We start from the raw sequence: 25,635 nt of genomic DNA on the forward strand, positions 1-25,635 counted from the left end.
ATTTTTGCAGCACAAAGATAAGATTTAAATAAACAAAGTTGAAATCGCAAGAACAATGACTGCCAAAACAACACCTCTGGCCATCAGTTCCCGGTTCGTTTTTAGAAAAATACCGAAAACGGCCAGATCTAAAACGGTCCCGATTGTGATTACTTTTCCGAGATATCCTTGTTGCCTGATGGTTTGAATTCCAGTAAAAAAATCAAATTTGGTGAAAAACGAAACAAACAAAAAACTTCCAAGCAAAGCCGTGAAAATTCCAATAACAAAGCCTATGATAATGTCTTTTTTATTCATTTAATTTCCAGGTATTAAGCTGTTGCATGGTATGATGAGCGGTCAGATCAAACTGTACCGGAACAATTGAAATGTATCCGTTTTCTAAAGCCCACTCATCAGTATCTTCACCTTGATCTTCGTTTGTGAATTTTCCGGTAAGCCAGTAATAATCCTTACCGAATGGAGTCTGTCTTTTGTCGAACTTTTGAGAGTAGTAAGCCTTAGCCTGACGGCAGATTTTTACCCCCTTGATTTCTTCTTCTTTTAGTTTTGGGAAATTTACATTTAAAACCACACCCGGAGGGAGTTTGTTTTCCAGAGTTTCCAAAGTAATTTTTTTAACGAACGATTTGATCGGTTCAAAATCGGCATTCCAGTCAAAATCCAGTAAAGAAAAGCCAATTGCCTGAATCCCTTCGATACCGGCCTCTACAGCAGCACTCATCGTACCGGAATAAATCACATTTATAGAAGAATTTGACCCGTGATTGATCCCTGAAACGCACAAGTCCGGTTTTCTTTTTAAAATTTCATTAACGGCCAGTTTAACACAGTCTACAGGAGTTCCTGAGCAGCTATATTCCGTTACCACATCTTCTTCTTTAGAAATTTTGTCAAGAAACAAGGTGTTGTTTATGGTAATGGCATGACCCATGGCACTCTGAGGCTTGTCCGGAGCTACTACTACGACTTCGCCAATAGTTTCCATCACACTGATTAAAGCTCTTATTCCGGGAGCTAAAATACCATCATCATTCGTAACTAATATTAGGGGTTTCTCATTTTTCATGCTAAAATCGTAAGGTTATATAAGGGGTTTAAGCAAATGTAGTGACAGATTTCGGTAGAAAACGAACAAAAAGTGCAAAATTTGTCAACTAATTTGAAGAAGATTTTTGCGCGTCAAACATTTTTATACCTTTAACAAAAAATTATAGCGGGCTTGGCTTTGTTGGCACAGTTTTTACCGTAACTTAGATTAAAAAATTTGATGAATGCTATTATTAAGTTTATGAAAAGAAATTATAAAATACTTATAGCCGTATTATGCTTGTCATTGACGTTGTTTGCCTTTAAAATAAATGCAGACAAATCAGTAGATCCGGACCCGAATAGAGATAAAACACTTTTAGAATTATTAGCATTTGTCATTGAAAAAGGACACTATAGTCCTGCAGAAATAAATGATGAATTCTCTAAGGGAATTTTTAAAGATTATATCGAAGCATTAGATCCTTCGAAGAGATTCTTCCTGCAATCGGATATTGACGAATTCAAACAATATGAATTGCAATTGGACGATCAGTTTTTAAATAAAGACTTAACGTTCTTCAATCTTACGTATACAAGATTGATGAAACGAATGGAAGAAAGTAAAAAACGTTATAAGACAATTTTAGCACAGCCTTTCAACTACGATATTGATGAGACTTTTAATGCGGATTATGACAAATTGCCGTATGCCAAAAATACAGCTGAGATCAACGAAAGATGGAGAAAACAAATTAAGTTATCTACACTTTCTTCGCTTGTGACCAAACAAAAATTAGAAGAGGATAAAAAGAAAACAGACCCAAATTATAAGGAGAAAACTTTTGAAACTCTGGAAAAAGAAACACGTGAAAGCTCACTGAAATCTTTAGATGACAATTTTAGTCTGATTAAAGATTTGAATAAAGAAGATTGGTTTTCAGTATATGTAAATTCAATCATGACTCGTTTTGATCCTCATACCAGCTATTTTGCGCCTGAAGATAAAGATCGTTTCGATGTTAATATCAGTGGAAAACTGGAAGGTATTGGTGCAAGATTGACTAAGAAAAATGATTTTACTCAAATTGATGAGTTAATTTCAGGAGGTCCGGCATGGAAAGGAAAACAACTTGAAGCAGGAGATTTAATTCTGAAAGTGGCACAAGGAAACGAAGAGCCTGTAGATGTTGTGGGAATGCGTTTGGACGATGTTGTGAAAAAAATCAAAGGACACAAAGGAACAGAAGTTAAACTTACCGTTAAAAAAGTAGACGGTACAATTAAAATCATTTCAATTATCAGAGATGTAGTTGAAATTGAAGAAACATACGCAAAATCCAGTATTGTAGAAAGAAACGGATTGAAATACGGAGTAATTTACCTGCCTAAATTCTATATCGATTTTGAGAATAAAGACGGTCGTGATGCCGGAAAAGATATTGCTCTTGAAGTAGAAAGACTTAAAAAAGAAGATATAAACGGTATCGTACTTGATGTGCGTGACGATGGAGGAGGATCTTTATCGACTGTTGTTGATATTGCAGGTTTATTTATCGAAGAAGGACCAATTGTTCAGGTGAAATCTGCAGGAAAAAAGAAAGAAGTACTGTACGATAAAGATAAAAAAGTGGAGTGGGACGGACCATTAGTAATTATGGTAAACAGTTTCTCTGCTTCGGCTTCAGAGATTTTGGCGGCAGCAATTCAGGATTACAAACGTGGGGTTATCATTGGTAGTAAACAAACCTACGGAAAAGGAACAGTTCAGAATGTTCTGGATCTGAATCAATTTGTTCGTAATGCAAATTACGGAGATTTAGGTGCTTTGAAAATTACAGGACAAAAGTTCTATAGAATTAACGGAGGTTCTACTCAGTTAGAAGGAGTTCATAGTGATGTGGTAATGCCGGATCGTTATGCTTACTTAAAAATGGGAGAACGCGATATCGACAATGCTATGCCTTGGGATAAAATAGATCCGGCGGATTATAGCACATGGCATTCGAATACAAATTTTACTAAAGCAATTGAAAGCAGTAAAAACAGAATTGCTCAAAATGCACAGTTTAAATTGATCGAAGACAATGCGAAATGGATTGATGTTAAGAATAAGGAGAATACGTATAGTTTAAACATCAAAAACTTCAAAGCAACTCAGGAACAGGTAGAAACTGAAGGTAAAAAATACAAACCAATTTCAGATTACAAAAACAATTTGGTTTTTAAATCATTGCCTTACGAAGAGCTTGAAATGAAAAGTGATGCTACATTAAAAGAAAAAAGAGAGGCTTGGCATCAGGCATTATCTAAAGATGTTTATGTAGAAGAAGCATTGAATGTTTTAGATGATTTACAAGTAAAAGGTGTGGTAAGAAACAGTGCTACAACTAAAATAAAAAGAGATAAATTAGTAAAGTCTTAATACTGTAAAAGGATTAATTTGTTAGGAAAACGCTCCAAAATGTATTTTTTGGAGCGTTTTTTTGTAGATTTAACGGTATTCTACAGATGTTGGAAACCAGATAAAAAAATATCAGAAAGAAAGATGAAAAATTATATCCTTTTGAGTTTGTTAGGATTTGTGCTGTTATCCTGTAAAAAAGAAATTAATGAAAGTGTAAAACTACATGAACAGGAGCAGACTCCATTTGTTTCGAATCAAAGCAGTTCAGATTCAGTGTTTACAGCAGCGTATTTGCCTACTTCTACGACGCGACAAATTGTAAAACATGACTATTACACGCTGTCCTACAATGAGAAATTTGAACAGGCAGAATGGGTTGCTTATGAATTAAAGAAAGAATATCTAAAAAACACCGATTATAAACGCCCTTATTTTATTGAAGATCCAAAAGTAACAACCGGTTCCGCAGATTGGAGGAATTATAAAAAGTCGGGTTATGATAAGGGGCATCTTTGTCCTGCGGGAGATATGGAGTTTAATGAAAGTGCTTATAACGATACCTTTTACACTTCAAATATTTCACCACAAGATCACGATTTCAACAGTGGAATTTGGAACAGGCTGGAACAGAAAACACGTTATTGGGCTGAAAAGTATCATGACATTTATGTAGTGACAGGAGGAATTCTGAAAGATTCGGATAAAAAAATAGGAACAGAAAAAGTATCTGTTCCTAGCTATTTTTATAAAATTATCCTGGTCAAAACCGGAAAGGAACATAAGGCTATTGCTTTTTTAGTTCCGAACAAGGATAGTGACAAATCACTTTATGATTTTGTAGTTCCAATTGAGACTCTTGAGAAAATGACCGGAATTGATTTCTTTCCCAATTTAAAGAATCTAAAAAGTAGTCAAAGTTTTTAATTCAGCAATGGTCTGAGTTGGGTTTTCGGCTTTAAATACAAAGCTTCCGGCAACCAGAACATCAGCACCGGCTTCTACTAATTGCTTGGCATTTTTACTGGTCACACCACCATCAATTTCAATAATGGTCGAAGCATTTTTACGGGTAATTAAGGCTTTTAGCTTCTCTACTTTAGCGTAGGTATTTTCGATGAACGACTGACCTCCAAAACCCGGATTTACGCTCATGATACAGACTAAATCAATATCGTTGATTACATCTTCTAATAAATCAATATTAGTGTGAGGGTTAATTGCAACTCCTGCTTTCATTCCTTCAGCTTTGATGGCTTGTAGCGTTCTGTGTAAGTGTGTACAGGCTTCGTAATGTACGCTTAGGATATTGGCGCCTAAATCGGCAAAAGTTTTAATGTAACGATCCGGATCAACAATCATCAGGTGTACGTCTATCGTTTTTTTAGCATGTCTCGAAATAGCTTCTAAAACCGGCATTCCGAAAGAAATATTCGGAACAAAAACTCCGTCCATAATATCAATATGAAACCAGTCGGCCTGACTGTTGTTGATCATTTCGATATCACGTTGCAAATTAGCAAAATCAGCTGCCAGAACAGAAGGAGCAATAAGTGTATTCTTCATTGTGTAGTTGTGTGTTGTGTTGTTTTTTTTTGCAAAGTTAATTTTTTTAATTGCAAAGCTCGCAAAGATTTATGCAAAGTTTTTATGTTTTGATTGGAGTAATAAATTCAAGAAGCATTGTATTTTTTTAAAAGTCTGATCTGAAAAGGTGTTGCAGTAAAAAAAATAAAATAAAAAACTCCGGTAATCAGCCGGAGTTTCAATCATCAATCAAAAAACGAACAGTCAATCAAACTGTTGTTTGCTTTGTCGTCCAATATAGGTAGTTTTGAAATAAATTCCAAATTCCAACAAAATAATTGGAATTTGGAATTGCTATAATTGGAACTTTGGAATTTATCCAAGATAAGTTTTAAGAATTTTACTTCTTGAAGTATGTTTTAATCTACGGATTGCTTTTTCTTTAATCTGACGAACACGCTCACGAGTTAAATCGAAAGTTTCTCCAATTTCTTCTAAAGTCATTGGGTGCTGATCGCCAAGACCAAAATACAAACGAACAACATCGGCCTCTCTTGGAGTTAATGTCTCTAGTGAGCGCTCAATTTCAGTACGTAATGATTCGTGAATTAATTCTCTGTCCGGGTTTGGAGATTCTCCTGAACGTAAAACGTCATAAAGGTTAGAATCTTCGCCTTCAACAAGAGGTGCATCCATTGATAGGTGACGACCAGAGTTTTTCATAGACTCTTTTACGTCATTTACAGTCATGTCAAGTTCTTTTGCAATTTCTTCAGCAGAAGGCGGACGCTCGTTAGATTGCTCTAATAAAGCATACATTTTGTTGATTTTATTGATAGAACCGATTTTGTTTAATGGTAAACGAACAATACGAGATTGTTCTGCCAAAGCCTGCAGGATCGATTGACGAATCCACCATACAGCATAAGAGATGAATTTGAAACCACGAGTTTCATCAAAACGCTGAGCGGCTTTAATTAAACCTAAGTTTCCTTCATTAATTAAGTCAGGAAGAGTTAATCCTTGATTTTGATATTGTTTAGCAACCGATACAACGAAACGTAGGTTAGCTTTTGTTAATTTTTCTAATGCTCTTTGATCACCGGCTTTTATTCTTTGTGCTAATTCTACCTCTTCATCGGCGGTAATTAGGTCAACTTTTCCAATTTCTTGTAGGTATTTGTCTAATGATGCAGTTTCACGATTGGTTACCTGCTTGGTGATTTTAAGTTGTCTCATGTTTTTTGTCTCCTCAATTTTTAAGTGTACAAATGGTTATACGTAATGAGTTCAAAAAAAGTTACAATTAATTTAAATTATTTTTACAAATTAATTGTTTGGCTGCTTTTTTATCTCTTCCCATCTAATTTGAAAGCGCCTCTTTAACTTCGATAGTCTCCTTTATAAAAACGGGTTTTCCCGAAGCAGAAAATCCTTCAAGTGTGATTTCAAATTTGCCGGAAACGTCTGAGGTGTAAAATTGTATTTTTGAATTTGCGTCACTTAAATCCACTTTAGGAATCCAAAGAAGCTGATGTCTGTAATCAGGAATTCTTTCATTTTTAGTGCTGGTATAATCAGGTCTAAAGTATTCTTTTTTAGACTGTGGTCTCAGAAGTTCGGGTCTGATAATAAAACTTCCTTTAAGTTTGGTTTCGTAATCGCCATTTTTAGTTGTAAACGAAACTAAACCGTTAAAAGATTTTGCTCCATAATTGTAAATTCCTTTTACAACATTGATTTTATGGATGTTTTTTGGGTTATAACGAAATAGTTCGTTTAGGTCTTCTATAATCAGTCCGTCTACGATTATTAAAGTTGGTAAAGGAGATTCGTAATTAGGATCGTAGTCGTAAACATGAATAGCATAGTTGTTTTTATCTTTTGAAAAATAAACGCCTTTTACAACTTCAGTTATTGTTTCTTCCATAGTTGCGAATCGTGTAAAAGCGTCCAGTTTAAACTCTTTTGATAAATTGTTGTAAAAAGGAATGGTATCATTTGAGGCTAATATGCTGTCTTTTTTAAGATTGTAATAGGCGTTTTCTATTTGAGTGGAAATCAGTCTTTCTGAAATATTCTGTTTGAAGTCTGAATTGAACTGAAATTCCGGAAAGCTTAAATTTGAAAAATTGATATTTTTCGGTTTGTCCATTTCAATGGTATAATCCTGTTTGTTGTCTTCTAAAATTTGAACGATTACATTGGAGTTTGAGTTTGGCTTTTCCAGATTAAAAATAAAGTTTCCTTCATTATCAGTTTTGGCAAGCTTCAATGTGGAATTTTTGCCGACTATAGAAAGAGCTACTTTTTTATTTTTTATGTCAGCATTGCTGGATCTTATTTTTCCTGAAATTAGTTCACCGCGTAAATCCGGCAATAGAAAATTAGGGTTTTTTATTTCTGATAGAGAACTTTTATAAGTATTGCCTGCACTAAGTTCTTCAAAATTGATTTTCTTTTGAGCGATAAAACCATCTGCTTTTCTTACTGAAAGCACATAATTTCCCTTTGTAAACTCATCAGAATTTGTGTTGATTTGCAATTCTGCCTGATCTCTGTTTTTGTAAATTTTGCTTTTTAAATTAAAAGAGATGTCTCTGTTTGTTATCGTTTCTGCTAAAGTTACTTCTTTTTGAGAAATGGTGTTTACAGGTTTATCTTTGTACGGGTTTAAGATGTAAATGTCAATATTGCAGTATTCTGAGACTTCTTTATTCAGCATCCAGTTGGTATATCCTATAATTTTATAGTTTCCGGTTTCCAGAGTTGTTGGAATGAAAAAGTCGCTGCTGGCGGTTCCGTTTTCCAGAAACAATTTATGGGTAAGAACTGTTGTTTTGTTTTTGTCAACCAGTTGCAAGTAAGCAACTTTACTATATTTTGATATTTCGTTTGTTGATTTATTGATACAGAAAACCTTGTAGAATAAAGATTCTCCGGTTATATAGGAATTAGCATTTGTACTGATGTAAATGGACTCATTGAGGTTTTGATCTATTGCATTCAGTTCAGTTACGGCATTGTTTTTTTGAGCAAACAATATTTGCTGGAAACACATTGCTAAAGTGATGATCGTTATCTGTTTTAGTCTATCCAAAATGATGGTTTTATGTTTGATGAAAATGAAGTGCAATCTCCGCATTCAACGGGATATAGTAGGTAAGAAGTAGGTGACTCATTAGGGAAAAAAGTTTTTATTCCGCTTTTAAGTAAATCTAAAATGTCATTTCCTCGACAAATCTCGTTGTTGGGATTGAAGCAGTATTCGAAATAAAAATCATTTATTTCATTTTCAGGAACGGGAGAGGGGCAATAATATTGGTATTTAGGGATTGGTTCTTTAGGAAAAAGATCGGTAAAATTAAAAAAGATCCTTTTTTCGGAATAGGAGGACACATTAAAAAAACCAATCACTTTCTCACCTGGATTGTCAACAGGGTTTATGTTTCCGTAGAAAAAACCAGGCTGGGTTTGCGATAGTATACTTCCTATATCAGCAATTTCTTTAAGGGTCTCATAAAAAGTATGGGCAGCGAGATTCTGTACATATTGTTTGACTAAAATGCTGTATCTGGTTCTTATGATGGGGTCTTTACTGCTAATAAATTTAATTGGAAAATCAGTAACTCTGTCTTCGCTTAGCTGGTTTGTATTGGTTAGAATTAATTCATTCGATTTTTTATCTGAGTAACAAACTCTGACTTCTGTTGTTCTGTCTTCAAATACCACTTGTCCTTTTGGGTTGGAGCCCGGGGCAAAAAAAACAGCAACGGCTTTTTTAGGATAAGCTTTTGGAGCAACAATTTTATAAGTTTCGTCGTATTCGTATCGGTAGTATCGGGATTTATTTGTTGGATCATTGCTATTTACGGTGATTTCAACTCCCAGTTCTCCTTTTTTTGTCAAAGTTTTTGCTTCTACTTTTTCGATTTGAGTCTGTTGTGGCAGTTTTTCCTCATTAGAGACATATGTTCTTCCATTCTTCGTAAGGATATGCAATTGATAAGCTCTGCCGGGACTGGCCTGAAACTGGTTTACGGAAATATAGGATTCATTTTTTTCCTGAAAATCATATTTATTACCCAGATCATCGGTAACATATACTACCGCTTTACTTTCAAAGGTTGGTTTCTTTCCATCAAGTTTATACGTTCTGGACAATTTAATTTGATGGTTTTTATATTGATCGGTCATGGTGGCTTCTATTACCAGAGCATCTTCGAAGCCATTAGTTTGGTACGAATAGGGTGTTGTGCATCCCAATACAATTGAAAGAAGTATCGTTATAAGAAATCCGTAGTGTAAGATCTTTTTCATAACTTTTAAAATTTAAAATTATAGGTAATTGTTGGTATCGGAACAGAAAAAATAGAGGTTTGATAGGCTTTTACCTGACCTTCTTTTGTTACGAAAAAGATAGAATAAGGGTTATTGCGCCCCAGCACATTGTAAATGGAGATGTTCCAGAAACTGTGTGCTAATTTTTTTATCTTATGATTGCCTTCAATATTTAATCCTATGTCTAGTCTGTAATAATCGGGTATTCTGTATTTGTTACGATCGCTATACAATGTGTATTCGGCACCATTGTAATTGTATTTTCCGATAGGATAGGTTATTGGTCTTCCGGTTTGATATACGAAATTGGAAGAAAAACTATAGCGGTGTGTAAATTTGTAATTCATTACGATACTTACATCATGCGGCTTATCGAAATTAGTTGGGAAGTAGGCACCATTGTTTACCTTTTCATCGTTAAACTTGCTGTCCAGTTTTATAAAGGTTCTTGAATAAGTGTACCCAAGCCAGCCATTAAGTCTTCCGGTTGATTTTTTTAGTAAAAACTCTACACCGTATGCCTTTCCATTACCTTGAAGTAATTCCGTTTCAAGATCCTTGTTTAAAAGTAAGTTGGCTCCAACTTTGTAATCGAGTATATTTTTAGAAGTTTTGTAGTATCCTTCCAGACTTAACTCAATATCTTTATAATCCAGTTTTTTGAAAATCCCAAGAGAATACTGTAGTCCGCTTTGCGGTTTTACATTCAAATCAGATAACTTCCAGGTATCTGTAGGCGATTGGGTTGTGTTATTGGTTAACAAATGGATGTATTGGTAGTTTTTATCGAAACCGGCTTTTACAAATAGACTTTCATCAAATATATAGCGCAAAGCAAGCCTTGGTTCAAAACCTCCGTAAGTCGTAATTACTTTATTATTACCATACGTTTTTTCTTCTATAACTGTTGAAGGAGTCTTAGGTACATCTTCTTTGTAAATTTTCTGTGTAGATGCTCCTAAAGCCGCGTATAAGGAGTATCGCGCTCCAACATCTAACAATAGTTTTTCGGTAATTTTAAACTTATCAGAGAAAAACAGCGCTGATTCCAATCCCTTTTCGTCATCCACTTTTATAGGAGTCACTATCGAAGTTTCTCCATCAGGACTGAGCTCGCCGGGACTAACGTTGTATAATTTGCTTGATATTCCATAAGTAAATTTATGCTTACTGTTCAGTTCACTATTGAATTTAAGACTTGCCTGAGTTTCGTTTATTTTGTACTTGAAAATAAAAGATTCAGGATTAACAGATTGGTAATCGATACTGAATTTGTATTCGCTATTGGAGACATTAAGTTCGCTGTTGTTTTTTTCATTAAAAGCATGTTTCCATTTTAAAGAAATCAAGCGGTTGCTGTATTGATACAACGAGTCGGGAGTAATAGTGTATTTATCTTTACTGTAATAGGCGGTGCCTTCAACAGTATTGTTTTTGTTTATTTTGTGACTGTATTTTGCAAACAAATCATAAAAAGAAGCCTGGCTGTTTTTGAGATTTTCATCGTCTAAGGTTTTTAGAATCCAGTCCGAGTAAGTGGCTCTGCCTCCTAATAATAAACTTGCTTTTCCTTTTACAACAGGGATCGAAGCGGTAAGGTTACTGGTAACCGGGCCAATTCCTCCTTCACCCGAAAATTTCTCTGTGTTTCCGTTTTTAGAAGTAATGTCAAAAACCGATGACAATCTGCCGCCGAATTCAGATGGTATGCCTCCTTTGTAAATATCAACTTTATTGATGGTGTAAGGGTTTAGAGAAGAGAAAAAACCAAAAAGATGAGCAGGGTTGTATATTGTTCCGTTGTCCAACAACATTAGGTTTTGATCTTCTTTTCCTCCTCTTACATTAAATCCTGAAGAGCCTTCTCCTGCAGTTTTTATTCCGGGAATGGTGAGGGCAATTTTTAGAACATCTCTTTCTCCCAGAACGAGAGGAACCGTTTTTACGCCTTCGGCTTCAATTGTTGTAACTCCTGTTATCGCAGTTCTTATATTTTGACTGTTTTTTCCTTTTACCAAAACTTCTTTTAATTGATTTATTTTTTCAATTATCGGAAAATCCAAAGTACCGTCACTGTAAATCATTATTTTTCGGGCGGTGTTATTGTACAGTAATGATTCGATTTCGATTGTTGCTAATCCAACAGGTAGTTTTAGACTGTAAAATCCCTGAGTATTTGTAACGGTTGTTGCGGTGGTGTTTTTTGCTTTTACCGTTATGTCAGCAAGAGGTTTACCGTCTTTTAGGTCCGTTATATAGCCTGAAATGGTATAAAAGTCAGTCTCAGAATCGATGGATTCCTTTCCAATTAATGCAATAGGGGTAGCCTGATCTGTTTTGTTCTTTTTTACAGAATCATACTGTTGAAAAAAGATAGGAATATTGCCAGCCTTAACTTTATCATTTTGAAATTTGTCATAGATGATACTGTTCTTGGTCAGAATGACTTTGTTTTTGGTAATAAAGAAATTCAGATCAGTGTCTTCAAAGATTTTGCTTAGTACATCCTGTATAGCTTTATTAGAGTAATCTCCGGATATTAGTACGTTGTTGTCTATCCATTCCTTTTGAAAGTAGAATTTATAATTTGTAGAAGCCTCTATTTTTTTTAGAACTTCAATCCGATTGATGTTGTTGTAATTTATACTAATCTTTTGATCTTGTGAATAAATACATTGATTAAAACCGAAAAATAATAAAAGAAGGGTAAATATTCTCATTTGGATAATTGCTACAGATTTTAGTTATTTATGTACTTGAGGAGGTTTTTCATAAATAATGCAGCATCTTCTTTTCTTAGATTTCTATACAGTAGATAAAAATCATTTATTTTTCTTTTATTCTCCTGAAATAAAGTTATGATCTCTTTTTTATCATTTATAGGATAAAAATTGTTCTGCTTTAAAAGGATGAATTCTTTTCTGTCTGTATATCCTATTAAATCAACTTCGGCTTTATTGCTTTTTTTCTTCTCTTTAGAGTGTTTTATGTAAAGAATAACATTGTTTCCCACCGGAACTTCTTCATAGTATCCTTTCCTGAAAGTGGTTGAACTCGGAACGTCTAAATGAACAAATTTATCATTGCCTATTTTAAAGTAACTGATGTTTTGGGTAAAGAGATTAATTTTAGTGGTGTTAAGCTCACCATACGGTTTTATAATCAGTTCGTCGGTATAAGTATCGTAGTTGAGTAACAGATCAGAATAATTTTGATTATTATACTGCATACTTCCTTTTCTGAAATCTTCGGAAATGTAATACCGGTTTTCGTTGTTGACTGTTTTGTCGAAGTTTAAATGGGCGGGTCCATTTTCAAATTCTAACGATTCTACACCCAGATTTTTGTCAAACCAGTTGTATACTAAGATTTCGTTGTTTGTTTGCCCGTAAATTATGTATGCATTTAAGAATAAGGCCAATAAAATTATATATTGACCTTTTATTTGGTTTTTCTTCAAAGGATTGGTGGTTTTGATTTTTTGGTTTATAGCTCTTCAAAAATATCAAAAAAATGTTAACAACAATGGTCTTTTTGTTAAATTTTAATAAGGTTGTTATTTTTTGACTTAAAAAGCGAATGATTTATGCGGTATTATTGAGTTTGGAAAGCTGTCCTGTCTTAAAATAAAAAAAACACTCAGGCTTAAAAAGATTAAGCCAAAGTGTCTCGATAAAATTGGGGCAAAATTTATTTTTTAATCTGAAAAATCATCTGAGGTATCTAAAATGTCATCAAATATTTTTTTAAGCGATTTGATGTAGATCGGAAATGCAATGGCTAACAAAAGATATTCGATTCTGAAAACGGTGATGTCGTCCAGAATTTTATATAAACAAGGAATGATAAAGAGAAGAGAGACAGTTACGCCAACCCAGGGGTTGTTTTTTATTTTTTTTAATATAGATAAAAGCTTCATGTCCGATGGTCTGTTTAATTCAATTCTCATTTAGATTTTATAATTTGGATTTCTTGGTGTAAAAGTAATTTCGATTTGCGGGAAGGAAATTAAAAATGTCATGAAAGCAGAATTTTTTGTCATGAAATTTTTTACTAACCCTGTGGGAGGGTATTCTTCTTTTAAAACAAAAAAATCCTCCCGGATAGAGAGGATTTGCTGAGTTTTTATTTTTTCGTCTTACTGTTGTTATGACAAAATATTCATCTTTTTTATAAAATCTTTGTAGGTATCACTTAGATTTATTTTGTGGTCGCCTTTTAAAATAATGAGATTATCAGCCAGAATAATTTCTTCAATTTTATTTGTGTTTACAATTGTATTTCGATGTGTTTTTATGAATCTGTTTTTATCCAGCAGATTGCTGATTTTTGTTAAAGAGATAAGAATTACGAATTTTTCTTTCTCGGTTATGATATTGCAATAACGTTCTTCAACGTCAATATAAAGGATATCATTTAATGCTACTTTTTTTAAGGAGTTCTTCTTTTTTATAAATAAGTAGTCGTTGCTAATCACAGTATCTTGTTCTTCAGTCTGAAAAACTTCGGTTTGAGCATAAAACTTTTCTACAGCCATTTCTATGGCATAAAGAATTTCCAATTCATTAAAAGGTTTTAGTAAAAAGCTGAACGGTTTTGTAAGCTTGGCTTTTTCAAAAATTTGACGGTCTTGCGAGCTGGTTAAAAACACAAACGGTTTTGCTGCATTTGGAATAATGTTAATCGATTCCGCAAATGTGATTCCTTCCGGTTTCCCGTCTAAGAAAATATCAATAATAATAATGTCGATGGTATTTTCGTAAAAGAGTTTTAACGCATCAGCAAAATTAGTTGCTATGCCTACAACCTTATAATTGTTTTGAAGCAGTACTTTACGCAGAGCATCGCTTTGTTCAGGAGTGTCTTCTATAATTAATACATGAATATTATCCATTGTTTTTTGTTTTTGGGAAAGTCAAAATCATTTTAGTTCCTGCATGGAGTTCACTTTCTATGGCTATTGTTCCGCCATTTTTTTTGATCATTTGTTTGCACAGCTGCAAACCTAAACCGGTACCTATAATTTCAGTGTTGTTTTTTTTGGCAAGTAAAGCATTGTCAGCGAGTAATTCCTGAATGGTGCTTTCGCTCATTCCTATACCATTGTCCTGAATAACAAGTTCACAAAAATCAGGGTAGGTTTCCTGGGTGTAAAAGCTGATTTTGCTATTTTCATTCGAAAATTTAATAGCATTGTCTAATAAATTTCGAAGTACAATTTTTAACGAATCGAGGTCTACAAAGATAAAGCTATTTTTTGAGACCGAATTTTCAAAAGTAATGGCTTTGTCAAGAAGCAAAGGTTTGTAGTTGTGTTCAATTTGTTGAACGATAGAGTACAAATGAATGGATTCTTTTTGAAAGTACAACTGTTTGGTTTGTAACATCGCCCAATGCAGCAAATTATCCAACAAAGTGTAAGCGCCATTTGCGATAGTACTGTTTTGGATTATTAGATGATTTAATTCGTCATAGTTTTTGGTTTCCAGTGTAGAGGATAATTTAGTGTTACTGGTTTTTAAAGCATTAACAGACGAACGCAAATCGTGACTGACAATCGAAAATAACTGATCTTTGGTAGCGTTTAATTCATCAAGTTTGTTTTTTTGGCGCAAAATCGTCTTACCATTTTTTACTTTTTGAGCGTAGAGGTAAACTCCAGCTGTTAAAATCAATAACAGCCCAACAGCAGCAAAAAACAAACCGTTACGCTGTGCATTTTTAAGTTTGTTTTCGACTTCAAGAACTTTAATTTGCTTTTGCTTCTGTGCAACTGCAAATTTCTTCTCAAAATCGGCAACTGCCCAGATTTTGTTTTGATTGTTTAGAGAATCTTTCCATTGTCCTAATTCTTTTCTGTAGATTAGGGCTTTTTTAAAATCGCCTCTGTTTTCTTCCACTACAGCCATATTTAAAGCGGCCTCTTTCTTTTTATTAAAATCCTTTACTTTTTTGGATAAAAAATAGGCTTTTTCAAAATATGGAATGGCTTGTTGATCTTTATATTGTAAGTAATAAAGATTTGCAAGATTTAGGTATGAACTTATAATAGATAACGTGTCGTTTTCTTTTATTTTAAGAGAAGTGCTTTTAAAAAGATATTTTTCGGCAATATTATATTTTTCAAGATGCAGATAACTTGTTCCTAGATTTTCATAGATATTACTTAATTTATAATCGCCATTTTTTACAATTGGAAGTTTTTCTATTTTGTTAAAGTAACTTATGGCTTTCTCAAATTCTTTTAATTCTAATGAAATGGCGCCAAATTTATAGTTTACTAAATTGTAGAATATAAATTTTTTAGAAATTAAATTTAATTCTGATTTTGCTTCTTTTAATAGTTTTAATTCTCTAAAACTGTATCCTCTAAAGTAATGACAATAATCTTTAAGCTCATTGTTGTTACTTGAGCTTAATTGTTTCATAGAATATACCAATGTAGAGTCCCAATTCTTTTTTAAATAAAAAAAATTGGGCTTTATTGAAGTTTACTTCTTTCGGAAATTCATTAGCTTTTTTCTTTATACAATCACTAAAAGTAATGAGACTGGAATTTACTTGACTAAAGATATATAAAGGAAAAATAAATAAAATTGAAAAGAAAAGTAAGTTAAGTTTTCTCATTATTCCCTGATTCAATTATGATTTGTGAAACATCGTTTAATTTTTTAAAGATAAAATTAAACGATGTGATTGCTTATGGGATCTGAAGACTACCCGTCTACAGATGTTGTAGTTCCTCTAGAAGTTTCAGGGTCCAGATTTCTTAAATAAGATGTAACAGATGTAATTTGGCTAATTCTATCAGAAATATAATCGATTTCAACATACCAAACATCATAGGTATCTGGTGTGCTTTCATCCCATGTATAGTCAAAATAAACTTCGATATTAGTATCGTTTTCTATTAGTGTACGAACTGCTGGGGCAGCTGAATCTTTAGAGTTGATGTAAACAGTAGCACATATTTTTAAGGTAAGGACTCCCTGATTTCTGTAAAGTTGTGAAGAGGCTAAAGGAGGGATTGGGAAAGTAAGATTGCTTTTGTCTGAAAATACAAAATCTTGCTGATTAATTCTTGTGATTTGGGTAACGTTGAAGTTCATAGTGGTGTTTTAAGGATTATTAATTTGTTTTTTTGGTGTGTTAAAGATATTTTATTTTCACATATAAATGTAAGGTTTGTCGTGTTTTTTTGTGATTTTTCTAGTAATCAAGGGAAATTTTAGTTAGAAAATGTCATAAAAACGAAAAACCCCAATTCAAATGCATGAATTGGGGTTTTCTATGAATAAACCTTTAGTAAACTAAGATCTGATTACTCTTTTTTCTCCTCACGTGGAGGTCTTTGTAAAAGCGCTTTTCTTGACACTTTTTCTTTTTTAGTTTTTGGATCAACACCTAAGTATTTCACTTGGAATACGTCACCCATGTTTACAACATCAGTTACGTTTTCAGTGCGTTCCCATGCTAATTCAGAAACGTGTAATAAAACTTCATTTCCTGGTGCAGCAGTATATTCTACTACAGCTCCAAAATCTAACATTTTAATTACTTTTACTTCGTAAGCTTCTCCCATTTGTGGTTTGAAAGTAATTGACTTAATTTTTGCCAATACCGCTTCAATTCCGGCAGGATCTGTACCTAAGATTTCGATTACACCTTGTTCGTCAACTTCGTTGATTACAATAGTAGTTCCGGTAGCTTTTTGTAATTCCTGAATTACTTTTCCACCAGGTCCGATTAATGCTCCAATAAAGTTTCCAGGAATAGTTCTGGTAATGATTTTTGGGGCATGCGCTTTAACGTCAGCTCTTGGTGTAGCAATAGTTTCAGTTAATTTACCTAAGATATGTAAACGTCCATCACGAGCCTGACTTAAAGCCTGCTCCATAATGTCGTAACGTAAACCGTCAATTTTGATATCCATCTGACAAGCAGTAATACCATCAGCAGTTCCGGTTACTTTAAAGTCCATGTCTCCTAAGTGATCTTCATCTCCTAAAATATCAGACAATACAGCAAATTTCTCACCGTCAGTAATCAATCCCATAGCAATTCCAGAAACTGGTTTTACCATTTGAACTCCAGCATCCATCAAGGCCATTGTTCCAGCACAAACTGTTGCCATAGAAGAAGAACCGTTAGATTCTAAAACCTCAGAAACAATACGAATTGTGTAAGGACAATCAGCAGGAATCATATTTTTTAATGCTCTTTGAGCTAAGTTACCGTGACCAACTTCTCTTCTTGAAGTTCCTCTTAATGGTTTTGCTTCACCAGTTGAGAAAGGAGGGAAGTTATAGTGTAAGTAGAATTTCTCTTCACCTTGTTCAGATGGAGAATCGATTTGGTTAGCTTCTCTTGAAGTTCCTAGAGTTACTGTAGCCAACGCCTGAGTTTCTCCACGTGTAAACAATGAAGATCCGTGAACTCTTGGTAAGTAATCAGTTTCACACCAGATTGGTCTGATATCTGTTGTTTTTCTTCCGTCTAAACGAACGCCTAATTCTAAAACTACATTACGAACAGCTTCTTTGTTTGTTTTGTAAAAGTATTTAGAAACTAAATCACCATCAGCAGCCAATTCTTCTTCAGTAAATAAAGCTTTTACTTCTTCTTTTACTTCAGCAAATGCAGCTCCTCTTTCGTGTTTAGCGGAACCAACTTTTGCAATAGCATAAATTTTATCGTATGCAGCAGCTTTTACTTTTTTGTAAATTTCTTCGTTTTCTTTCTCACCTTCGTAAGTACGAATTTCTTTTTTACCAAAAGCTTCCTGTAAACGGTATTGTGCCTGAATTTGAACTTTAATAGCTTCGTGAGCAAATTTAATGGCTTCGATCATTTCGGCTTCTGAAATTTCTTTCATCTCACCTTCAACCATTGCCACAGAATCCATAGAAGCTCCAATCATCATATCGATGTCTGATTTTTCTAATTCTTCTCTGCTTGGGTTGATGACCAATTTTCCGTCGATACGTGCAACACGTACTTCAGAAATTAAGTTATAAAAAGGGATATCTGAAACAGCTAATGCTGCAGATGCCGCTAAACCAGCTAAAGCGTCCGGCATAACCTCTTCGTCATGAGACATTAATTGAATCATAACCTGAGTTTCAGCATGGTAATCGTCTGGGAAAAGCGGACGTAGAACACGGTCAACTAATCTCATTGTCAATACTTCGCTATCACTTGGACGAGCTTCTCTTTTAAAGAAACCACCTGGAAAACGACCTGCTGCTGCAAATTTTTCGCGATAATCTACCGTTAAAGGTAAAAAATCAACGCCCGGGTTTGAAGTGCGAGCTGAAACTGCTGTTGCAAGAATCATCGTATCGCCCATTCTTACTACTACAGAACCGTCTGCTTGTTTGGCTAAACGTCCTGTCTCGATTGTGATGCTTCTGCCATCACCTAAATCGATTTTTTCTACAAATAATTGTGGAATCATAATTTTTCCTTTTTGATTATACAATGGGTTTTAGTTGTGTTGTAGTTGTTGTTGTGTGTAGTTATTGTTCTAAAACCCAATGAAAAACCAAACTTTTTTTCTTATAAAATGCTTGTAATGTAAAAACAAAAAGAGGCACTCTCGCACCTCTTTTCTATATTGATTATTTTCTGATATTCAATACTTTGATAATCTCACGATATCTGTTGATCTCTTTCTTTTTCAAGTAGTCCAACAAAGCTCTTCTCTTACCTACTAATAGTACAAGTGAACGCTCAGTGTTGTAATCGTGACGATTTTTTTTCAAGTGTTCAGTTAAGTGTGAAATTCTGTAAGTGAACAATGCAATTTGACCTTCTGCGCTTCCAGTGTTTGTTGCACCACCGTGTTGTGCGAAAATCTCTTCTTTCTTTTCTTTAGTTAAATACATTCCAATATTGTTTAATGATTTTTATGTATGTCATACAACTTTTGTAAGACGGGTGCAAAATTAGAACTTTTTTTTGGAAAAACGAATTTTATCGTCCGTTTTTTACAATTGTAATGGGGAGTTTGTATAGAATCCTTGCAGGTATTCCTCTAATTAAGCCCGGATTCCATTTTTTAGCTTCTTTAATTATCTGAATTGCATTTTCATCCAATCCATAACCAACACCTTTTATTACTTTTGGATCTACCAGATTTCCCGTCTCATCTACTATAAAAGTCATGTATATTTTTCCGGACACTTTGTTTCTTATATCCACGGGGATAACCATTTTGCTGCTAAAATATCTGTAAAATGAATCAATACCGTTTTTCGGAAGAGGTTTTTCACTTATGATTTTGTAACGGTGTTCAATGTTTAAAGAATCAATGCTCTTTCCGGAGATTAATTTGCCATTTTCATACTGCTCTGTAAAAATGTATTTGGATTTTAGGTTCTTACCTTTCCATATACCATCAGGAAAACCGTCTTTTATGGTGCCGCTTTGCTCAATATCGTAACTAGTGTCTTCAACTTTGCCATTTCCTGCAGTTACAGTTTGTTCCTTATTAGGAGCCCAGTAGTTGTTAACTTTAAAATCAACCTCTCCTTTTTTATAGTCAGAATACTCAAGTTCCGATTTCAGGTTTCCATTTTCATACCAATTGAATTCTTTCCCTGTTTTTTTTGAGTTAACGTAAGACACGGAAGATTTTTTGTTGCCATTTTCATAATAAGAGACAGCTTGCCCTTCATTTATAATGACATCTTTGTTTGTAGTATTTGCAATATACTTTATTGCCCCGGATTTATAATGGTCTTTGTAGACATAGGATTTCTTTTCAGAATAATAGTCTTCAATAAGGCGTGTATACTTATAATTTTCAGGAGTACCAGGTGTCCACAAAGAGTCGAGATAAATTAACTTATTAGCCGACGCAGGGGCTTGAGCAAATAATTTTGCTGAAATTATAAAGAAAAAGAAAACGCGTAAAATTAGTTTCATGGAATTTAATAAAAAGAAAATTACTCGAATGTATTATTTTTAGTACAGTTTGGCAACTTCCTGATTTACGAATTCTAAAAATCGTTCGTCAGCTTCTGTAAACGGATCTATAACATGACTGTCGATATCAATCTGACCAATATTTACTCCATCAACAAATAACGGAACAACAATTTCAGATTTTACCGTAAAGCTGCAGGCAATATAGTTGTCCTGCGCCGCAACATCGGGTACTACAAAATTGGCATTACTTTCGGCTACCTGACCGCAGATTCCTTTCCCGAAAGGAATAACCGTATGATCAGTTTCAGCTCCAACATACGGGCCTAAGTGTAAGGTTTTATTCTCGTGATTAGCAAAATAAAAACCAACCCAATTATAGTATTCGATATTCTCGTTTAATAACTGGCAGATTGCTAATAATTTTTCTTCTCTAACTAGTACGGTGTCAGAAACAATAGTGCTTATTTTTGGTTGTAATTCTTGAAATGTCATGATGTTAAGATTTTATACAAAAGTATTTAAAGCTAAACTCAAAAAATACATAAATTTGAAAAAAAATTTCGTTGAAAAAATATCTCGTACAGTTTAAACCCTTCCTTATTTTTATAGGCACTTTTTTTGCAGCCTATATTGGACTCACCTTGCTATATAAGTTTTATCTAAACGGTTTTGGACCAAATGAAATCGATGGAATAACCAACACTGTAGGGCGAAATGTCGAACAATTGATGCAGGGTTTTAATTGTGATATCAAGATTCATAAAAGCCTTACTGATTCCTGGATGGAGGTTTGGTACAATAAGCACTATTCCGTTCGGATTGTTGAAGGCTGTAATGCGGTAAGCGTTATGATTTTGTTTGTTGCTTTTGTACTTGCTTTTTCCGGAAAGTTCAGAGCCACTTTGTTGTTTATAGTGTTTGGAATATTCTCTATTTATGTTTTAAATGTAGCGAGAATTGCAATATTGGTTGTTTTATTGTTTCGTTTTCCGGAACAGGATCATTTCTTGCACGGAACTTTGTTTCCTTTGATTATTTATGGTTTCGTTTTTCTTTTGTGGATTATATGGGTAAACAAATTTTCGAAGTATGCTAAGTAGAATCCTCGAACATAAGTCCAAATTAATAATCGCGGTTGCGATTGTATTGTGTTTTGCAGTTATCAGAGCTTTTGAAAATCAGCTGTTCTATGATCCGTTTTTGGATTATTTTGACGGTGATTTTAAAAATTTGCCTTTTCCCGAGGTGAAAACTTTTACTCTTTTTCTGAATTTGTTACTTCGTTATGTACTGAACACTATTTTATCTTTGGCATTAATCTATGTTTTGTTTCAGGATCGGGATATGCTTCAATTTAGTTTGTTTCTGTATGTGTTTTTTGCTGTGATACTTTTGGGGATGTTTTTTGTCGTTCTTGAATGTTTTGCAGAAGGAAACTGGCTTCTTTTTTATGTGCGAAGGTTCATTATTCAGCCCATATTTGTGTTGTTATTTATTCCTGCATTTTATTATCAGCAGCAAAATTTAAAAAAATAATACTTTATTCAGTCTTTTCTGGAGTCTTTTAAATAATTTTGCAGTATGAAACTAAAAAAGTGTACCGGATTATTTTTGGCCTTCCTATTATTGGTCTCCAATATTGGGTTTGCTTTTGATGTGCACTATTGTGGCGGAGAGATTGCTTCGGTTTCATTGAATACAACAGCAGCAGCTCCGGAAAAGAATTGTTGCGGCACCTCTGAAAAAAAATCATCTTGCTGTAAAGACAAAGTAGTTCATTTTGAAAAGAAATCAGATGATGCTACCTTAAAGTTTTTCTTCTTTCAGTTTGCTTTTCCTCTGGCAGTTCAGGAATATCAACCGATTGCTTTCCTTGGAATTGCAAATTTCAAAAGCAATCAGGTTATTTCGTATTATTCTGATGCCAATGCGCCTCCTTTATTTAAGTTGTATCACCAGTATATTTTTTATTCCTGATTTTAATGTTTAGATCCAGGCCATTTTGGCTTGCGCTATGCTGTTTGTTTATTTCTCCTTTTGAAGAGATTTTATAGAAACAGCCTTCTATTTAACATTAAATCATTTTTTTATGCAAAAAAGTATACTGCTTTTTGTGGCATTTTTGCTATCTGTGTCCGCGTTTTCGCAAGAAGATCTGCAGGAAGTAAAAATCACAAAAAAGCAAAAAGGAATAAAAAAATCCTATACGCTTACCTCCAATACTACTGTTATCACCAGCAAGGAGTTATTAAAGGCAGCCTGCTGTAACCTGGCCGAGAGTTTCGAAACAAATCCTTCGATTGATGTGAATTTTTCGGATGCTTTAACCGGAACCAAACAAATTAAAATGCTTGGCTTAACAAGCCCTTATTTATTAATCACCGAAGAGAATCTTCCTTCTGTACGCGGAGCTTCACAAGCTTACGGATTATCGTTTACCCCGGGAACATGGATCGAAAGTGTTCAGATTACAAAAGGAGCGGGGAGTGTTATCAATGGTTATGAGAGCATTTCCGGACAAATTAATACCGAACTTTTAAAGCCATTAAACGACATTCCGTTTTTCTTAAATGCTTATGGCTCTACAGATGCCCGTTTTGAGTTAAATACCCATTTTAATAGAAAACTGTCGGATAAATGGGCAACAAGTTTGTTTGTTCATGGTAATGCGCGTGTAGCAAAGAACGATATGAACGACGACGGTTTTTTGGATAATCCGTTGGGAAAACAGATTAATGTTTTGAACCGTTACCAATATTACAATCCTGATAGCGGTTTAGTAAGTTTTATCAATTTCAGGTATATGAATGATAAAAAACAGACCGGAGAACTTGATTTTGATAAGGATACAGATCGCGGAACAAAAAATCACTGGGGTTCAGAAATCAACACAGAACGTTTTGATGTTTCTACAAAAATTGGATATGTCTTTAAAGATATGCCGTATCAAAGTATCGGTTTTCAGAATGCTTTTAATACCCATAATCAAAACTCTTACTTTGGACTGAGTCTTTATGATATCAGACAAAATAGTTATTATTCAAATTTAATTTTCAATTCGATTATTAACAATACGAAGCATAAGTTCTCTACGGGTTTAAATTTTGCCTACGATCAGTATCGGGAGTTTGTAAATGCAAATGATTACAGCCGAATCGATAATTCTGTGGGGGCATTTTTCGAATACACTTATGATAATACCGATAATTTTAGTTTGATTTTAGGAGGTAGGGTAGACAATCACAATCGATTGGGGGTTTTTGTTACGCCGCGTCTGCACATGAGATACAATCCATGGAAAAATGGAGTGCTTCGTGTTTCGGCAGGAAGAGGAAAACGTTCCGCTAATATTTTTGCCGAAAATCAACAGCTTTTTGCGAGTTCCAGAACGTTTTCAATTTTAGATCAAGGCGGTAAAATTTATGGATTGAATCCGGAAATCGCATGGAATTATGGAGTGAGTTTTTCTCAGAAATTCCGTCTTTTTAATAAAAACGCAGAAGTAGGATTTGATTTCTATCGTACCGATTTTCAGAATCAGGCCGTTGTCGATTTGATGCAGAGTCCGCAGGATGTTTTGTTTTATAATTTAAAAGGAAGTTCGTTTGCCAATAGCTTTCAGCTGGAATTTAATTTCGAATTGATTCATAACCTGAATTTAAGAACAGCTTACAAGTATTACGACATTCAAACGGATTATCTGCGAGGAACTTTTCAGCGACCTTTACAGGCGAAGCATCGTTTTCTGGGGAATTTGGAATACGAAACCCAAGTCAATGATGGTAAGCAATGGAAATTTGATTATACTTTTAACTGGTCAGGAAAACAACAATTGCCTTATACAGCGTCAAATCCTGTTGCGGATCAATTCCCTGATTTTTCGCCTTCGTACGCGGTGATGAATGTTCAGGTAACGCGAATTTTTTCTTCTGTTTTTGAAGTATATGTAGGAGGGGAGAATATCGGAAATTACAAACAGCAAAAAGCCATTTTAGGAGCTTCAGATCCATTTGGTCCTAATTTTGATGCTTCTGTTGCGTATGCTCCTATTTTTGGACAGATGTATTACGCGGGATTGCGTTTTAAGATAAAATAGAGGTAAAAATCTGAGATGTGAAATGTGAATTGTAAAATGTGAATTGTGGAAACACAAAAATTTTATGAAATCATCTTACATCTCACATAAAACATTTCACACATAACATAAAAAAAATAACATTAAATAATAAACAAGATGAACAGAATAATTTTAATTGCACTAATAACTTTTTTAGGATTTTCAGCTCAGGCTCAAACTAAAAAGAATAAAAATTTAAAGTATACAACTGAGGTAAACGGTACTTGTGAGCAATGCAAAAAACGTATTGAAAAAGCTGCTTTTAGTGTTCCGGGTGTAAAATCGGCGGTTTGGGATATTAATACGCATCAGCTTGCGGTGATTTTGAACGAAGAAAAATCATCTACGGCAGATTTAAATGCCGTTATCGCTAAGGTAGGACATGATACTAAAGAGGTTAAAGCTACGGATGCTGATTATGATAATCTACATTCCTGCTGCAAATATGTAAGAGAATAAAAAACAAAAGAGCCCGGGTTTGTATCCGGGCTTTTAATAGTTAATTTATCTTTAAAATATGGCTTTTAATTGTGGTTGAAGCAAATTATTGTTAATTTCACCACCTTATAAATATAACCAAGCGCATTTATGAATAATTTTGATTGGACTCAATTAATCAACCCTGAATTTTATATAACATTAAGCATTGGAGGGGTTCAAATTGGTTTATTTATTGTTCTCTTTATAGTTTTTGCTGAAACAGGACTTTTTGCAGGATTTTTTCTTCCGGGAGACAGTTTACTTTTCTTAGCAGGTATTTACAGTCGTGACTTAATGCAGAATGTTGTTGATATACCAACAGATTTTCTTAATGTATTTATACTTTCGACTCTGGTTGCTATAATGGGAGTTTTAGGAAATATGACCGGATATTGGTTTGGTGCCAAAAGCGGTTATTATTTGTTTAAAAAAGAAGACTCTTTTTGGTTCAAGAAAAAATATTTATTGCAATCAAAAGACTTCTTTGAGAAATACGGTGGAAAAGCAATTATCTACGCACGTTTTCTTCCAATTTTCAGAACATTCGCGCCTATTGTGGCAGGAATAGTTTCTATGGATAAAAAGAAATTTATGTTCTTTAATGTTCTAAGTTCTTTCTTATGGTCGTTTATACTGATCTTCGCCGGACACTACCTGTACGGAGTGTTTTTGAAAGAAGGAATAGATTTAAAACATCACATCGAATACATCATTATTATAATTGTAATCATATCTACATTTCCTGTATTGATAAAACTCTTTAAAAAGAGACCAAGCGAAAAGATATAATTCAAATAAAATCTAT

24 protein-coding genes are annotated in these 25,635 nt (G+C 34.0%); 8 read left to right on the forward strand and 16 right to left on the reverse strand.

What is annotated here, in order from left to right; translation table 11 throughout:
* Positions 1–24: 24 nt before the first annotated feature.
* Together C245_RS0101420 and surE are read right to left on the reverse strand one after the other, a co-directional pair.
* Positions 25–297: a hypothetical protein gene (locus C245_RS0101420; protein ID WP_017494802.1), complete on the reverse strand. Its 273-nt coding sequence runs from the start codon at positions 295–297 to the stop codon at positions 25–27.
* Positions 290–1,069 carry a 5'/3'-nucleotidase SurE gene (surE, locus tag C245_RS0101425; RefSeq protein ID WP_017494803.1) on the reverse strand — a complete coding sequence of 260 codons (780 nt, stop codon included), beginning with the start codon at positions 1,067–1,069 and terminating at the stop codon, positions 290–292. Before surE ends, C245_RS0101420 begins: the two co-directional genes overlap by 8 nt.
* A 201-nt stretch (positions 1,070–1,270) precedes the next feature.
* Between surE and C245_RS0101430 the strand changes: the two genes are divergently transcribed.
* Both C245_RS0101430 and C245_RS0101435 read left to right on the forward strand, forming a co-directional pair.
* Entirely contained in the window at positions 1,271–3,454 is a 2,184-nt protein-coding gene (locus C245_RS0101430) for a carboxy terminal-processing peptidase (protein ID WP_017494804.1), read from the forward strand.
* A 123-nt stretch (positions 3,455–3,577) separates the two neighbouring features.
* The gene (locus C245_RS0101435) at positions 3,578–4,360 is read left to right on the forward strand and encodes a DNA/RNA non-specific endonuclease (RefSeq protein WP_035745998.1); all 783 of its coding nucleotides are present in this window, start codon (positions 3,578–3,580) and stop codon (positions 4,358–4,360) included.
* Here C245_RS0101435 and rpe read toward each other — a convergent pair.
* From rpe to C245_RS0101510, 14 genes are all read right to left on the reverse strand, one after another.
* Positions 4,337–4,999 carry a ribulose-phosphate 3-epimerase gene (rpe, locus tag C245_RS0101440; RefSeq protein ID WP_017494806.1) on the reverse strand — a complete coding sequence of 221 codons (663 nt, stop codon included), beginning with the start codon at positions 4,997–4,999 and terminating at the stop codon, positions 4,337–4,339. The two genes, C245_RS0101435 and rpe, sit on opposite strands and share 24 nt — an antisense overlap.
* A 336-nt stretch (positions 5,000–5,335) precedes the next feature.
* Positions 5,336–6,199 carry an RNA polymerase sigma factor RpoD/SigA gene (locus C245_RS0101450; protein WP_007804760.1) on the reverse strand — a complete coding sequence of 288 codons (864 nt, stop codon included), beginning with the start codon at positions 6,197–6,199 and terminating at the stop codon, positions 5,336–5,338.
* Positions 6,200–6,323: 124 nt separating this feature from the next.
* Entirely contained in the window at positions 6,324–8,060 is a 1,737-nt protein-coding gene (locus C245_RS0101455; protein WP_017494808.1) for a hypothetical protein, read from the reverse strand.
* Positions 8,048–9,280, reverse strand: coding sequence for a DUF4249 domain-containing protein (locus C245_RS0101460; protein WP_017494809.1), 1,233 nt, complete (start codon positions 9,278–9,280; stop codon positions 8,048–8,050). The genes C245_RS0101455 and C245_RS0101460 overlap by 13 nt, the downstream gene beginning before the upstream one ends.
* Positions 9,281–9,285: 5 nt before the next feature.
* Complete coding sequence (locus tag C245_RS0101465) at positions 9,286–12,021, reverse strand: TonB-dependent receptor plug domain-containing protein (RefSeq protein ID WP_017494810.1); 2,736 nt, start codon at positions 12,019–12,021, stop codon at positions 9,286–9,288.
* A gap of 20 nt (positions 12,022–12,041) precedes the next feature.
* On the reverse strand, positions 12,042–12,761 hold the full coding sequence (locus C245_RS0101470) for a hypothetical protein (protein WP_157495759.1): 720 nt from the start codon (positions 12,759–12,761) through the stop codon (positions 12,042–12,044).
* A gap of 237 nt (positions 12,762–12,998) precedes the next feature.
* Positions 12,999–13,250 (reverse strand): hypothetical protein, encoded by a 252-nt coding sequence (locus C245_RS0101475; RefSeq protein ID WP_017494812.1) that lies wholly within the window; start codon positions 13,248–13,250, stop codon positions 12,999–13,001.
* Positions 13,251–13,448: 198 nt separating this feature from the next.
* Positions 13,449–14,195: a LytTR family DNA-binding domain-containing protein gene (locus tag C245_RS0101480; RefSeq protein ID WP_017494813.1), complete on the reverse strand. Its 747-nt coding sequence runs from the start codon at positions 14,193–14,195 to the stop codon at positions 13,449–13,451.
* On the reverse strand, positions 14,188–15,729 hold the full coding sequence (locus C245_RS22580; protein ID WP_017494814.1) for a tetratricopeptide repeat-containing sensor histidine kinase: 1,542 nt from the start codon (positions 15,727–15,729) through the stop codon (positions 14,188–14,190). Before C245_RS22580 ends, C245_RS0101480 begins: the two co-directional genes overlap by 8 nt.
* A gap of 288 nt (positions 15,730–16,017) precedes the next feature.
* The gene (locus tag C245_RS0101490) at positions 16,018–16,410 is read right to left on the reverse strand and encodes a hypothetical protein (RefSeq protein ID WP_017494816.1); all 393 of its coding nucleotides are present in this window, start codon (positions 16,408–16,410) and stop codon (positions 16,018–16,020) included.
* Between the two features lie 212 nt (positions 16,411–16,622).
* On the reverse strand, positions 16,623–18,758 hold the full coding sequence (locus tag C245_RS0101495; RefSeq protein ID WP_017494817.1) for a polyribonucleotide nucleotidyltransferase: 2,136 nt from the start codon (positions 18,756–18,758) through the stop codon (positions 16,623–16,625).
* A 163-nt stretch (positions 18,759–18,921) separates the two neighbouring features.
* Entirely contained in the window at positions 18,922–19,188 is a 267-nt protein-coding gene (gene rpsO / locus C245_RS0101500; RefSeq protein ID WP_007804772.1) for a 30S ribosomal protein S15, read from the reverse strand.
* 88 nt (positions 19,189–19,276) lie between these two features.
* Positions 19,277–20,230, reverse strand: coding sequence for an energy transducer TonB (locus C245_RS0101505; RefSeq protein ID WP_017494818.1), 954 nt, complete (start codon positions 20,228–20,230; stop codon positions 19,277–19,279).
* A gap of 39 nt (positions 20,231–20,269) precedes the next feature.
* The gene (locus tag C245_RS0101510) at positions 20,270–20,725 is read right to left on the reverse strand and encodes a GAF domain-containing protein (protein ID WP_017494819.1); all 456 of its coding nucleotides are present in this window, start codon (positions 20,723–20,725) and stop codon (positions 20,270–20,272) included.
* Between the two features lie 71 nt (positions 20,726–20,796).
* Here C245_RS0101510 and xrtF point away from each other — a divergent pair, with 71 nt between their 5' ends.
* The 6 genes from xrtF to C245_RS0101540 all read left to right on the forward strand — a co-directional run bounded on the left by xrtF (position 20,797) and on the right by C245_RS0101540 (position 25,619).
* The gene (xrtF, locus tag C245_RS0101515) at positions 20,797–21,333 is read left to right on the forward strand and encodes an exosortase family protein XrtF (protein ID WP_017494820.1); all 537 of its coding nucleotides are present in this window, start codon (positions 20,797–20,799) and stop codon (positions 21,331–21,333) included.
* The gene (locus C245_RS0101520; protein WP_017494821.1) at positions 21,323–21,769 is read left to right on the forward strand and encodes an exosortase F system-associated protein; all 447 of its coding nucleotides are present in this window, start codon (positions 21,323–21,325) and stop codon (positions 21,767–21,769) included. Before xrtF ends, C245_RS0101520 begins: the two co-directional genes overlap by 11 nt.
* A gap of 45 nt (positions 21,770–21,814) precedes the next feature.
* A complete protein-coding gene (locus C245_RS0101525) occupies positions 21,815–22,210 on the forward strand; it encodes a hypothetical protein (RefSeq protein WP_017494822.1) in 396 nt (131 codons plus the stop codon).
* 112 nt (positions 22,211–22,322) lie between these two features.
* On the forward strand, positions 22,323–24,329 hold the full coding sequence (locus C245_RS0101530; RefSeq protein WP_017494823.1) for a TonB-dependent siderophore receptor: 2,007 nt from the start codon (positions 22,323–22,325) through the stop codon (positions 24,327–24,329).
* Between the two features lie 138 nt (positions 24,330–24,467).
* Positions 24,468–24,809 (forward strand): heavy-metal-associated domain-containing protein, encoded by a 342-nt coding sequence (locus C245_RS0101535; RefSeq protein WP_017494824.1) that lies wholly within the window; start codon positions 24,468–24,470, stop codon positions 24,807–24,809.
* Positions 24,810–24,938: 129 nt separating this feature from the next.
* On the forward strand, positions 24,939–25,619 hold the full coding sequence (locus C245_RS0101540) for a DedA family protein (RefSeq protein ID WP_017494825.1): 681 nt from the start codon (positions 24,939–24,941) through the stop codon (positions 25,617–25,619).
* Positions 25,620–25,635 lie beyond the last annotated feature (16 nt).

Source organism: Flavobacterium sp. WG21 (genome assembly GCF_000335775.1).
In the GTDB taxonomy this organism is placed as follows: domain Bacteria; phylum Bacteroidota; class Bacteroidia; order Flavobacteriales; family Flavobacteriaceae; genus Flavobacterium; species Flavobacterium tructae.